Source organism: uncultured Tateyamaria sp. (genome assembly GCF_947503045.1).
Classification (GTDB): domain Bacteria; phylum Pseudomonadota; class Alphaproteobacteria; order Rhodobacterales; family Rhodobacteraceae; genus Tateyamaria.
On the sequence record NZ_CANNCF010000002.1, the window covers coordinates 152,660 to 164,939 of the forward strand.

The following is a 12,280-nucleotide window of genomic DNA, read 5'->3' on the forward strand; positions in this document are numbered from 1 at the left end:
CGTCAAGGGAGGCTGAGTGGCGGGGGGTACCCCGCCAATGCATGCGCGTTAAAGCTTGCCTTCGTCTTCGAAGACTTCGGTCCAGTCCTCGACCAGCTTGTCGAGAGCCTCCTGCGCCGTGCCCTGATCGGCCACGATGTAGTCATGCAGGCGTTTCTGCATGGCCAGCAACAACTCGGCATAGGCCGGCTCCTGCCAGAAATCCTGCACCGATCCCATCGCCTCGAGGAAATCACCGGCAAAGGGTGCGCTGTCCTTGAACCCGGGATCGTTTAGCACCGAATTATGCGCCGAATAGCCGCCCAGCGACCACCATTTGGCCTGCACTTCGGGATCGGCAAACCACTTGATGTACTCAAGGGCCGCGTCCTGCTTGTTCGAATAGGCGACAACTGAAATGCCCTGACCGCCCAGCGTGGAACCTGCCTGATTTTGCGGTGGGTTCACGAAAAAGTCGATCTTGTCGCCGCCCGTGGCCGGATCGGCATAAAGGCCCGGGAAGAACGCAAACCAGTTCATCGCCATCGCGACCTGACCGGATTTGAACGCGTCCAGCGATTCACCCATATAGCTGTTCGTATAGCCCGGAGGCGTCGCCGTCTCGTAGAATTCCTTATAGAATTCAAGGGCCTCAACTGCTTCAGCCGAGTTCACAGCGCCGTCCATGTCGTAAGAGCCGGGCGTGTTTTCGTATTTGAACCCCCAAGGGTAAAGCGCCGACGTCACGCCCATCGTGATCCCTTCGGACCCACGCTCGGTAAAGATCGACGCGCCATAAACGGTTTTGCCGTCAATCTCGCGGCCCTGGAAGAATTGGGCGATCTGCAGCATTTCCTTCTGGCTCTGCGGCTCGCGCAGGTCTTGCCCCGTGGCCTCTTTATAGGCGGCCTGAATCTCGGGATCGGCAAACCAGTCCTTGCGATAGAACCAGCCATTCGCATCGCCCATCGCAGGCAGCGCGTAGTAGTTCGGCGTGCCTTTGGGCCATGTGGAATAGGCATAAACGGTCGCTTCGGCGAAATCGTCCATGCTGATGCCCTCGGCATCAAAGAAGTCATTCAGCTTGACGTAGTGGCCGTTCTCGGCGCCGCCCCCGATCCACTGGCTGTCGCCAATCAGCAGGTCACACAGCTTGCCGCCCGAGTTCAGCTCGTTCAGCATCCGGTCGGCAAAGTTGGGCCATGGAATGAACTCAAAGCTCATGGAATGGCCGGATTGTTCCTCAAATTCCTTGCTGAGTTCCACAAGCGCGTTTGCCGGGTCCCAGGCGGCCCAGCACAATGTCAGGTCTTCTGCCTGCGCGGTGCTTGCGAATGACGCTGCTGCAATGCTGAGCGCGCTGGCTGAGGCCAGTTTCAAATGTTTCATAGGTTCTCCTCCCAGAGTGAAGCCGACGTTTCAATTCACGCCGCCGAATCGTCCATCAGACGACTCAAACGCTATTTGAGGTACGCTCCTCAAGTCTACATATTTCTGAGGTGCGCACCTCAAAACGGGGCCGAAATCAAACAACCTATTGATTTTTATACCATGTTTTCTTGATCGATGACGTCCGCGCAAAGACCGCACGATTTGTAGCCACGGCAAACACACGCGTCGAGCTGTTACCCCATCAACGCCGCAGGCACTGCCGGGCCTCGCGCTTCGTCACGTGGTTCGAACCAGCCCGCCGCTCCGTGAACGCACGCAAACCGCTTCTGCCCAAACTCCCGAAACCACTCGGGTCCGGGCGGTTGTGCGACGCAGCATCGCAATCCGTGAAAGGCCAGAATCAGCCCGGAAAAATCCGCGCCATCTGTGCATCGAAAAACGCCCAGGTCATCGTCGCCTTGTTCCCGGCATAGCCGTGATAGTGCGACTTTCCGGTATCATTGGGCAGCCCGGCCCAGATCTTGGCGAGGTTGTTCATGAACGCCTGCCGCTCCATCTCTCCGGAGAGGAAGCGATGCAGGCCAGCCTCCTTTAGCAAAAGATCGGCCAGCTGATCCTGCACCCGGGGGCTGAACCGCGCCTCGGGACTGATCCCCAGACGTTTGACCAAACGGCGAAGGGTCGGCGGAATGAACTGGTAGCGCCCAATGGCGTGCGGCTGTCCGGGTGTTGCGTCGATCCAGTTGTAAATCTCCTGGATGGTCATCGCGGTCGGCGGTGCGGCAGGCAAAATGTCAGCCCCGTATTGCACCGCATCATAGCCTTTCTTGCCCGCTTCGGCCCGCGCGATCAGCGACCGAAGCTCGCCCAACGGACCAACACCGGGTGTCGGGATCGATCCAAAGGAAGGTGGCGCTTTCAGTGACACTGGCATGGGGCGAAACAGGCTGGTGCCACTTTTGCCCGCAAACAGACTGGGCGAGGACGGTGCATTCACAGCGGTCTGCACGTAAAGCGGCGCGCGTTCGGTCAGCAGGCTGCCGCGGGCGGCCATTGGCAGTGCCTCACCCCAGGCAATGGCCGCCTGCACACACAATCCCGCACAGGCCAACAGGCCCCATATCCGCTCCATACCAACCTCATTCTGAAATCATCGCGTGAAGACAAAAGTGGAACAAAGCCGTTGACAACTGGTTGCCATCCCCGCACGTAACCCGCGCAATTTCGCTCAAATGCGATCTATCAGGGCGTCACGCCTGCCGCGCAAAAAGCGGATCACCGGCATATCCGTGGCCAGCGCAATCGCCTTGTCATAGGCAACCTCGGCCTGCGCACCCTCCCCCAGTTGCGCCAGCAAATCCGCCCGCGCCGCCCAGAGCGGTTGCACATCCGTGCCCGCCTCAACCTCGATCTGCGCCAACGCCTCCAACCCCGCCGCAGGGCCGTGCACACGTGCCGTCACCGCCGCCTGCGCCACCCGCGCCCCGGTCGACGGGGCAATCTGTAACAACGCATGATACAGTCGGTTCAACGCCTCCCAATCGGTCACGCCCGTGCCTTTGCGCCGCATATGCACCTGCTGGATGGCGGCCTCGATCTGAAACCGCCCCGGCGCGCCCAAAGCAAAGGCGCGGGTCAATTGACGGTCGGCATAGGCCTGCAATGTGGCATCCCAAAGGGCTGTATCCTGCGTATCCGTCGGCACCAGAATGCCGTCACGCACGCGGGCCTGCGCACGCGCATGACCAAAGGCGATCAACGCCGCAAGGCCTGCGGCTTCGGCGTCCTGCGGCAACAGCCGCGCCAGCAGATCAGCCAGATACAGCGCCTCATCGCCCAACCCGTCCCCGGGCGACACCCAGTCCACACCGTGCACCGCATAGATCGCCTCCATGATCGCTGCGGCCCGGTTCGGCAAATCCTCGTGCGCAGGCAGCGAAAACGGGATACGGGCGGCCCTGATCTTGGCCTTGGCGCGGACCAGCCGCTTGGTCAGCGCGGTTGGCGAGACCATGAACAATCGCGCGATCACCCGCGCTTCGATCCCCAAAACAGTCTGCAACATCAAAGGGGTATGCAGATCACGCGCGATAGCCGGGTGAGCACAGACCATCAGCAGGGTCAGGCGCTCGTCGGGCAGGTCTTGGGCTGCCTCGGGGGCAGGCATGTCGGGTACCTCCGCGTCCGTATGGAACCGGGTCAAATGGCGTTGGCGGTCGGTCATGGCGTTGCGCGCCACGGCCAGCAACCACGCATCAGGGTTGTCGGGCACGCCGACGTCGGGCCACGTGCTCAGCGCACGGGCAAAGGCTTCGGCCAGCGCTTCCTCGGCCAGGGAGATGTCGCGGCTGCGCGCCGAAAGATAGGCCAGCAAGCGCCCGTAGCTGTCCCGCGCCACCCGTTCGGCAGCGCGGTCCGCATCAGTCATTCAAGGCTCCGGTGCCACGCGCCTCACCCGGTCGGCATGGCCGAGGGGCGGATTTCGACCTTTCCGGTCTGCGCGGCGGGACACTTCTCTGCCCAGCTCATCGCCACGTCGAGGTCAGGCACTTCAATGACGAAATATCCGCCCAGCCGCTCCTTGGTGTCGGCAAACGGGCCATCCTGCACCTGCCGCGTTCCGCCCTTCAGGGTCAGGGTGGTGGCCGTGGTCACCGGCTGCAACCAGTCGGTGTCGACAAACACACCGGCAGCATTCAGCGCCTCGATATAGGATTGATAGGCCTGTCGTTGGGCCATCCCCTCCGCCTCGGTCATGTTGGCCAGATCAGCCGGATCGGTATAAAGCAAAAATGTATAGCGCATTGGAAATCTCCTTCAGAGTGCGGTGGCAAGGTTGCCAAGACCCTGCTCGAAAGTGTTGCCGATCATCCGATCGAGGAAAAGGCCCATAACGCGGCCCACGGGATTGAACCCCATGTCCGCATCCATGCTCCACGTCACCAGAACGCCACCATCCACGGAACGGGTGGCGATGGTCTGGGTGGGCTGGCCCATGGGCCCCAGATCGATGTCATAGCGCACCGCATCCGCGCGCACTTCGGCCACAACTTGAGTGCCCGTGCCGTCTTTGCCGTCAAAGGCAAAGCCTGACCCCACACCCGTCGCAGGCCCGAACGGGTCGATCTTCAGCGCAGGGTCAGCACTCAGATAAGGGTTGAACTGCTGGTAACCGGTGTTCGATGCGGCCAGCGCCAGCACGGCCTCGGGAGCGGCGGACAAGGTCGCCTGCCGCTCGACATGGACGTGGCGGGGCAATAGCAGGCTGCCTGCAGCGGCGAGCGCGACAACGCCTGCGCTGCTGGCAAGAATGGTCCAGATGGTCATGATCTTCTCTCCTCATGTTGGCGAAAGCGTGTGTGCTTTCACATCCATGACGAACGAGGATCGGGTGAATGGACATTTTGGGCGAAAAAATTTCCGGTCAGAACCAAAAATCATCCAAGCCGATCCATTGCCAGTCCGCGGGATGGCGATACCACGCCCCTTCCCGGGCGCTTTATAGTTCAAGAATATCGCGTCGCTGACCTGTCGCACCAGGATCAACCAAATCGCCAGCCCGTCCGGGCGGACTGGCGATTGATCGGCGCCTTCGGCTTGATTCCGATCTTTGGTGCCTATCTGGTATGTTGCATCCAATGAGCAAACAGGGTTCCGGTTACTTTCCCTAGCCGATCCATTGCCAGTCCGCGGGATGGCGGTGCAACGCCCCTTCCCGGGCGCTTTATGGTTCAAGGATATCTCTCCGCTGACCTGTCGCACCAGGATCAACCAAATCGCCGGCCCGTCCGGGCGGGCTGGCGATTGATCGGCGCCTTCGGCTTGATTCCGATCCGGGCGCTCAGAACCACCCTCACAAATGCCGGTCAAACATCTCCCACACGGGCAGCAACCCTTTCGCCGTCGCCACTGACGCCTTGAGGACCCCCCGCCTCCCGCCAGTCACCGGGCATCGGCGCACTCACCGCCAGCGCCTTGCGCTTCAGCAACGCGGCATGGGGATGATCGGCGGCATAGGGCTTGGGCACCTTCTTCAACGGATCAGGCCCCCAATCGCTCATTGTGGCCCCCACGGACGCCGCCGCACCATCCAGCGCCTCCTGCACCCCGTCGCCCCAGGAATCCACAAAGCCACGGTAGCGGGTCAGGCTTTCGCCCTGCAAGCCCATCACCCCCATCCCGAGGATGAAATAATCCGGGCTCAGCCCCCAGAACCAGGACGGCGCCAGCGCGTCCTTGTCCGCCGGACCCCACATCACATGCAGATGGGTGTTGAGCGGCGTCTTGTCCTTGGAAAAGCGCACATCGCGGTAAATGCGAAACACCTTCGGGCTGTGCGGCTTGCCGGTCAGGCGGGCAAGGTCCTCGGCCATCAGATCGGCAAAGAAACCGGCAGGCGCGGCAATCGCCTCCTTGTAATGGGTCTTGTGCGGATCAAACCACTCTTTGGAATTGTTCGCCGCCAGCTTGGGGAAAAAGGCCAGCGCCGCGTCCACCATCTGCTCAAATCCATCCGCCATAACGTCACCCTTTCCGTAATATCGGAACCAGCATATCACACCGCTCAGGGGCCGTTTACACTTTGTTCATAAACCCGCGCGCACGGTCCGTTAACCCGGCCCCGGTGCATCGCGCGGTGCACAGGGTGTGCACAGGTGGTGCACGTCCAGTGCATGGCCCAAACCCCATGGTTAACAGGGCCTCGGCACGATTCGCCCGAGGCGCGCCATTAACCGTTGCGCGCACGCAGCCCCCGTGGCACCAATTTCGCATGATTACATCCCCCAACGGCACCCCGCTTTCACCCCTGACCTTTGGCACCATGCAATTCGGCGGCAATGCCGATGCCGGGCAAAGCCGCGCGATGTTCGACGCCGCCCGCGCCGCCGGGATCACCCATTTCGACACGGCTTTCGTCTACAATGGCGGCGCCTCCGAAACCCTTTTGGGCGAGATGATCGGGGCCGAGCGTGACAGCCTGATCATCGCGACCAAGGCGGCCTATGACGGCGGGTCGAGCCGCGACAACATCCTGACCGGCTTTGCCACCTCGCAACAGCGCCTGCAGCTCGATACGGTCGACATCCTCTACCTGCACCGCTTTGACGACGACACGCCACTGCAGGAAACCTTCGACGCGCTGGCCACGTTGAAACATGCAGGCAAGATCGGCCACATCGCGGTGTCGAACTTTGCCGCGTGGCAGGTGATGAAAGCGCAAACTGTGGCCGCGCAATTCGATGTGAAAATCGAGATGGTGCAGCCCATGCACAGCCTCGTCAAACGCCAGGCCGAGGTCGAAATCTTTCCCATGTGCGTGGATCAAGGGATTGAAATCGTGCCCTATTCCCCATTGGGTGGGGGACTGTTGACCGGGAAATACGCACGCGGAGAAACCGGACGCCTGACCGAGAATGCGATGTATGCGACGCGCTACAATGTCGACTGGATGCATCAGACGGCGGCTGATCTGGCCGCTCTTGCGGGTGATATGGGCGTGCACCCGGCCTCGCTCGCCGTGGCCTGGGCCATGGCCCATCCGGCCCGCCCCCGCCCCATCATCTCGGCGCGCTCGGTCGAACAACTCGCGCCCTCGCTGGCCGCGCTCGACATCGACATGACGGGCGAACTCTATGACCAGATCACCGCGCTCAGCCAGACCCCGCCCCCGGCCACGGACCGGATCGAAGAGGCATGAGCGACATCATCGTGATCGGAGGTGGCATCGCCGGTGTCTCCGCCGCCGCACGATTGTCCGCCCATGCCAAGGTCACGCTGGTCGAGGGCGAAAGCGCGCTCGGATACCACGCCTCGGGTCGCTCCGCCGCGCTGTTCGAGGAAAACTACGGCCTGCCATCGGTCATCACGCTCAACCGTGCAAGTGCGTCCTTTCACCAGCCCTATCTGTCCCCACGCGGCTTTCTTCTGGTGGGACGGGCAGGCGAAGACGCGGCCTTCGAGGCGGATGCCAACACCATGAAATGCCCTGAAATTTCAGTGCAAGAGGCCCGCACCCACGTCCCCGTCCTGAACGACACCATCACCCGCGCCGCCTATCACGCGGACGCGTTCGACATCGACACCGACCGCATGATTCAGGACTTCGCAAGGACGGTGCGCGCAAATGGCGGGCAGGTTCTGACCGGGCACGCGGTCACGGCGCTCAGTTTCGACGACGTCTGGACCGTGCGTTGCGGTAACGAGACGTTAACCGCCCCACGGCTCGTCAATGCGGCCGGGGCATGGGCCGATCAGATCGCGGTCATGGCCGGGATCACACCCGTCGGGATCAGCCCACACCGCCGCTCCATGGCGCGCATCCCTGCGCCGGGCGGGCGGGATGTGTCACGCTGGCCGATCTTCTTCGGCGTCAATGAGGCGTGGTATGCCAAGCCCGACGCAGGCGCGCTGCTGGTCTCTCCGGCGGACGCGGACACCGTCGAACCGCATGACGCATGGGCCGATGACATGGTGCTGGCCCAAGGGCTCGACCGTTATGGACAGCACGTCACCGAGCCGGTCACGCGGGTCGAATCCTCATGGGCAGGCTTGCGCAGTTTCGCCCCCGACCGCACGCTGGTTCTGGGGCAAGACCCTGAAAACGCGTCATTTATCTGGTGTGCCGGACAGGGCGGCTATGGCTTTCAGACCGCCCCCGCGGCCAGCCAGCTGCTTGCCGACATCACCCTCGGACACAGCCCGCAGGTCGACACCGCCACCATCAACGCGCTCTCCCCCGCCCGCTTTTCTTGAAAGGTCCCCTTGCTGATGCGAACCCTTGCCGCCCTGCTGATCCTGCTCCTCGCCGCCTGCGCCCCGGGCCCGGCCCCGTTCAACGGACCGATGGTCATCGGCGACAGCGATCCGGTCCGCTTCAACGGACGCCAGCCCAGCACGTACCCCGTGCGCGGTATGGACGCCGCCCGCTTTCAAACCTCGGTCGATTGGGCGCGGGCCAAGGCCGTGGGCATCGAATTCGTCTTCCTCAAAGCGACCGAAGGCGGCGACCTCAAGGACATCAAATTCGACGATCACTGGCGCGGGGCCGCGCGCGCCGGGATCAGGCGTGGCGCCTATCACTTCTACTATTTCTGCACCTCGCCCGAGGTACAGGCACAGTTCTTTATCGACACTGTTCCGCGCACCAAGGGCACGCTGCCCCCGGTCCTCGACATGGAATGGAACCCGTTTTCCCCCACCTGCCAGCGCCGCCCGGACGGGGCCACCGTGCGCAATGAAATGCAACGCTGGATGGACATCGTCACCGCCCATTTCGGGCAGAAACCGATCATCTACACCACCCCGCGCTTTTATGCCGAAAACGGGCTAAGTGCTTTCAGAGGAATAGATTTCTGGCTGCGAACCACGGCCAAAACCCCGGCCGAAGCCTTCCCCGGCCAACGCTGGCGCTTCTGGCAATACACCTCCACCGGCACCCTGCCCAACACGCCCGGCGCAATCGACATCAACGCCTTCAACGGCTCACGCGAGGCCTGGGACAGCTGGCTCGACCGGCGCAGCATCCGGTAGGGCGGCGTTCCACCCCGCCGCCGCTTCATCCATCAATGCGGATGCGTTCGTTCTTGGGATCATAAGGGCTGTCCTGCACGATCTCGGCATCCCACAGCTGGTCAAGCATCCTGACCTGCACCTTCGTGCCCGGCACCGCCAATTCGGGGCGGACATACCCCATGCCAATCGACTTCCCAAAGGCGACGGAGTACCCGCCCGACGTCAAACGCCCCACGCGCGTATCCCCATGATAGAGCGCCTCGCGCCCCCAGGGATCAGCATCCTCCGGCCCGTCGATCAGCAGCGTCACGCATTTTGAGCGTACACCAATCGCCTCCATCGGGGCCTTTCCATGGAAGTCCTTGGAGAGGTCCACAAAGCGCGGCAAATCGGCCTCCAAAGGCGTCGCATCGCGCCCCAACTCGGTCCCGAAGGCGCGATAGGATTTCTCCTGCCGCAACCAGTTCTGCGCACGCGCGCCAACCAGCTTCAGCCCGTGCGGCTCGCCAGCAGCAAGCAATTGATCCCACAGATAATTCTGCATCTCGATGGGGTGGTGCAGCTCCCAACCCAGCTCCCCGGTATAGGCCACGCGAATGGCACGCACAGGGCACATGCCCAGCTCGATATTGCGCATGGAGAGCCAGGGAAAGCGTTTGTTGGACAAGGCACTCTCAGGGTCCGCATCCTTGATCAGCGCGGCCATCACATCGCGCGATTTCGGCCCGGCCAGGGCGAACACACCCCATTGCGTGGTCTCTTCCGCCTCGTTGATACGGCCGAATGTCGGCTCCATATCCTCGATCGCCTTGTAAAGGTAATCCTGATCATAGGCCGTCCACGCGCCCGCAGAGACGAGGTAATAGTCGTTCTCGGCCAGTCGCACGATGGTGTATTCCGTGCGCGTCGTACCGGCGGCGGTCAGCGCATAGGTCAAGTTGATGCGGCCCACTTTGGGCAGCTTGTTGGTGGTGAACCAGTCCAGAAAGGCGGTCGCGCCGGGCCCCGAAATCCGGTGCTTGGTAAAGGCCGTCGCATCGATCAGGCCCACACCTTCGCGGATCGCCTTGGCTTCATCATGGGCATATTGCCACCATGCACCACGGCGGAAGCTTCTGGAATCATGATCAAAATTCTCCGGCGCATCGAGTGGGCCGTAGTAGTTGGGTCGCTCCCATCCGTTCACAAACCCGAACTGCGCGCCCTTGGTGGCTTGGCGATCATAGGCGGGCGACGTGCGCAGCGGCCGACAGGCCGGGCGCTCCTCATCGGGGTGGTGCAGGATGTAGACGTGGTCGTAACATTCCTCGTTCTTGCGCGCCGCGAACTCGGTTGTCATCCAGTTGCCATAGCGCTTGGGGTCGAGCGAGGCCATGTCGATCTCGGCCTCCCCCTCCACCATCATCTGCGCAAGGTAATATCCCGTGCCACCGGCCGCCGTGATGCCAAAGCTGAACCCCTCGGCCAGCCACATATTGCGCAGACCCGGCGCAGGCCCCACCAGCGGGTTGCCATCCGGCGTATAGCAGATCGGCCCGTTGAAATCGTCCTTCAACCCGCTGTTTTCGCAGGAAGGGACCCGGTGGATCATCGCCATGTACTGCTCTTCAATCCGCTCCAGATCCAGCTGGAACAGATCGGCCCGGAAACTGTCAGGCACCCCGTATTCAAAACAGGCCGGAGCATTCTTTTCATAGACCCCAAGGATCCAGCCACCCCGTTCCTCGCGCACATAGGATTGCGCATCCGCATCGCGGATCACGGGGTGTTCGCCATTCCCATCGGCGCGGAACTTCACCAGCTCAGGGTCTTGTTCCATAACGATAAACTGGTGCTCGACCGGGATGGCAGGCATCTTGATGCCCAGCATCCTGGCGGTACGTTGGGCGTGGTTGCCCGAGGCGGTGACGACATGCTCGGCGGTGATCACGATCTGCTCGTCGGACGGCACAAGATTGCCACCCTTTTCCACCATCTTGGTGGCCGTCACTTCCCAGGCCTCCCCGTTCCAGTGAAACGCATCCGCCTGCCACTTGCGCTCGATCATCACGCCGCGCTGACGCGCGCCCTTGGCCATCGCCATGGTGACGTCAGCAGGGTTAATGTAGCCATCGGTCTGGTGATACAGCGCGCCTTTCAGATCCTCGGTGCGGATCAGCGGCCACTTCTCCTTGATCTGCGCGGGCGTCAGGAATTCGTAAGGCACACCGCAGGTCTCGGCGGTCGAGGCATAAAGCATATATTCGTCCATGCGCTCCTGCGTCTGCGCCATGCGCAGGTTGCCCACCACGGCAAAGCCAGCGTTCAGGCCCGTCTCTTCCTCAAGGGTCTTGTAAAATTTGATCGAATAGTCGTGGATGTGGGTGGTGGCGTAGGACATGTTGAAATAGGGCAGCAGACCCGCCGCATGCCAGGTGCTGCCGCTCGTCAGCTCGTCCCGCTCCAGCAACATCACGTCATCCCAGCCCGCACGCGCCAGATGATAGGCAATCGACGTGCCCACGGCCCCGCCCCCGACAACCAATGCTTTGATTTGCGTTTTCATGTCCCGACTCCCTCAAGCAGACTGTTATCTTCTAGGAAACCCTCACTTGTCGCGCGCCAGCAAGCCGACCGCTCGCAGCAAAAAAACGACGCCTGCCGCGCATCTCCCTTCTCTGATTTGAGAAAATCCTGGGGGAGTCCGCAAGGACGGGGGCTAGCCCCCCAAAAAAATGGCGTCGCGCGTCAGCGCGTCCGCAAGATCAAGGCAGGCGCGTAAACGTCGCCGTGCCAATCGGGGTCATGCCACGCGCCGTCAGGAAGGCCGGATGCACCAGCAACCGCACCGACTGGCGCGGCTGCGTATCCATGTTGGGCCCTTCAAAATCCGGCCCATGATCCGCGCCCGCGTCCCAGACCCACAACGGCACGTCGAGCCGTTCAACCCAGGCGCCATCGACCAGCAACGCCACCCCGCTCGCCCCGGAAAACCAGTCCGGGCTGGGGGCCAGCATCGTGGCAAAGGACACCTGCGAGAGCTTTGGATCAAGCGCGAGGTCCAGCACAAACGTCCCCACTCCGGTCTCAAGACCCGGCACCACAACAGGAACACCGGCGCGGCCACGGCGCCGGGTTTCGGCCAGTTCCGCCTCAAGCACCGACACCCGACCGTTGGTCGCCACCAGCGCAAGGCCGGTTGAGGCGGTCTGCCCATCGGCAAACAGCGCATAGCGGGCACTGTGGGCCACCGCGATCAGGCGCGACCAGTGCGCATCCGACGGATGGCCGCCCGCACCCGCTTGCCCGGACCAGTCAAAAGAGACCTCGACGCGGTACGTCGCCCCATCACTTTCCGCAAACGCCGCATGCGCCCATAGGCAGGCCGCGCATATCAACTGGGCGCGCAGCACCTGTG

11 protein-coding genes are annotated in these 12,280 nt (G+C 62.3%); 3 read left to right on the forward strand and 8 right to left on the reverse strand.

The window, feature by feature from the left end:
* Positions 1 to 48 precede the first annotated feature (48 nt).
* The 6 genes from Q1A89_RS09195 to Q1A89_RS09220 all read right to left on the reverse strand — a co-directional run bounded on the left by Q1A89_RS09195 (position 49) and on the right by Q1A89_RS09220 (position 5,891).
* Positions 49 to 1,368, reverse strand: coding sequence for an extracellular solute-binding protein (locus Q1A89_RS09195; protein ID WP_299726620.1), 1,320 nt, complete (start codon positions 1,366 to 1,368; stop codon positions 49 to 51).
* A 403-nt stretch (positions 1,369 to 1,771) separates the two neighbouring features.
* Complete coding sequence (locus Q1A89_RS09200) at positions 1,772 to 2,503, reverse strand: hypothetical protein (protein WP_299726623.1); 732 nt, start codon at positions 2,501 to 2,503, stop codon at positions 1,772 to 1,774.
* A 96-nt stretch (positions 2,504 to 2,599) separates the two neighbouring features.
* Positions 2,600 to 3,799 carry a DUF6596 domain-containing protein gene (locus tag Q1A89_RS09205; protein WP_299726626.1) on the reverse strand — a complete coding sequence of 400 codons (1,200 nt, stop codon included), beginning with the start codon at positions 3,797 to 3,799 and terminating at the stop codon, positions 2,600 to 2,602.
* 23 nt (positions 3,800 to 3,822) lie between these two features.
* A complete protein-coding gene (locus Q1A89_RS09210) occupies positions 3,823 to 4,176 on the reverse strand; it encodes a YciI family protein (RefSeq protein ID WP_299726629.1) in 354 nt (117 codons plus the stop codon).
* A gap of 12 nt (positions 4,177 to 4,188) precedes the next feature.
* A complete protein-coding gene (locus Q1A89_RS09215) occupies positions 4,189 to 4,698 on the reverse strand; it encodes an SRPBCC family protein (protein WP_299726632.1) in 510 nt (169 codons plus the stop codon).
* Between the two features lie 539 nt (positions 4,699 to 5,237).
* On the reverse strand, positions 5,238 to 5,891 hold the full coding sequence (locus tag Q1A89_RS09220) for a TIGR02453 family protein (protein ID WP_299726635.1): 654 nt from the start codon (positions 5,889 to 5,891) through the stop codon (positions 5,238 to 5,240).
* Between the two features lie 251 nt (positions 5,892 to 6,142).
* On the opposite strand from Q1A89_RS09220, the gene Q1A89_RS09225 reads away from it, so the two are divergent.
* From Q1A89_RS09225 to Q1A89_RS09235, 3 genes are read left to right on the forward strand one after another with little or no spacing between them, the layout of a single operon-like run.
* Positions 6,143 to 7,069: an aldo/keto reductase gene (locus Q1A89_RS09225; RefSeq protein WP_299726638.1), complete on the forward strand. Its 927-nt coding sequence runs from the start codon at positions 6,143 to 6,145 to the stop codon at positions 7,067 to 7,069.
* The gene (locus tag Q1A89_RS09230) at positions 7,066 to 8,124 is read left to right on the forward strand and encodes an FAD-dependent oxidoreductase (RefSeq protein WP_299726641.1); all 1,059 of its coding nucleotides are present in this window, start codon (positions 7,066 to 7,068) and stop codon (positions 8,122 to 8,124) included. Before Q1A89_RS09225 ends, Q1A89_RS09230 begins: the two co-directional genes overlap by 4 nt.
* A 15-nt stretch (positions 8,125 to 8,139) precedes the next feature.
* Positions 8,140 to 8,901, forward strand: coding sequence for a GH25 family lysozyme (locus tag Q1A89_RS09235; RefSeq protein WP_299726644.1), 762 nt, complete (start codon positions 8,140 to 8,142; stop codon positions 8,899 to 8,901).
* Between the two features lie 25 nt (positions 8,902 to 8,926).
* On the opposite strand, the gene Q1A89_RS09240 is transcribed toward Q1A89_RS09235, so the two are convergent.
* The gene (locus tag Q1A89_RS09240; RefSeq protein ID WP_299726647.1) at positions 8,927 to 11,428 is read right to left on the reverse strand and encodes an FAD-dependent oxidoreductase; all 2,502 of its coding nucleotides are present in this window, start codon (positions 11,426 to 11,428) and stop codon (positions 8,927 to 8,929) included.
* Between the two features lie 199 nt (positions 11,429 to 11,627).
* On the reverse strand, positions 11,628 to 12,275 hold the full coding sequence (locus Q1A89_RS09245; RefSeq protein WP_299726651.1) for a spondin domain-containing protein: 648 nt from the start codon (positions 12,273 to 12,275) through the stop codon (positions 11,628 to 11,630).
* Between the last annotated feature and the right edge of the window lie 5 nt (positions 12,276 to 12,280).

Bases quoted from the DNA above. Each gene is read 5' to 3' on its own strand.
- Q1A89_RS09230 (WP_299726641.1), top strand. From the start codon at position 7,066: ATGAGCGACATCATCGTGATCGGAGGTGGCATCGCCGGTGTCTCCGCC.
- Q1A89_RS09195 (WP_299726620.1), bottom strand. From the start codon at position 1,368: ATGAAACATTTGAAACTGGCCTCAGCCAGCGCGCTCAGCATTGCAGCA.
- Q1A89_RS09235 (WP_299726644.1), top strand. From the start codon at position 8,140: ATGCGAACCCTTGCCGCCCTGCTGATCCTGCTCCTCGCCGCCTGCGCC.
- Q1A89_RS09240 (WP_299726647.1), bottom strand. From the start codon at position 11,428: ATGAAAACGCAAATCAAAGCATTGGTTGTCGGGGGCGGGGCCGTGGGC.
- Q1A89_RS09215 (WP_299726632.1), bottom strand. From the start codon at position 4,698: ATGACCATCTGGACCATTCTTGCCAGCAGCGCAGGCGTTGTCGCGCTC.
- Q1A89_RS09200 (WP_299726623.1), bottom strand. From the start codon at position 2,503: ATGGAGCGGATATGGGGCCTGTTGGCCTGTGCGGGATTGTGTGTGCAG.
- Q1A89_RS09220 (WP_299726635.1), bottom strand. From the start codon at position 5,891: ATGGCGGATGGATTTGAGCAGATGGTGGACGCGGCGCTGGCCTTTTTC.
- Q1A89_RS09210 (WP_299726629.1), bottom strand. From the start codon at position 4,176: ATGCGCTATACATTTTTGCTTTATACCGATCCGGCTGATCTGGCCAAC.
- Q1A89_RS09225 (WP_299726638.1), top strand. From the start codon at position 6,143: ATGATTACATCCCCCAACGGCACCCCGCTTTCACCCCTGACCTTTGGC.
- Q1A89_RS09205 (WP_299726626.1), bottom strand. From the start codon at position 3,799: ATGACTGATGCGGACCGCGCTGCCGAACGGGTGGCGCGGGACAGCTAC.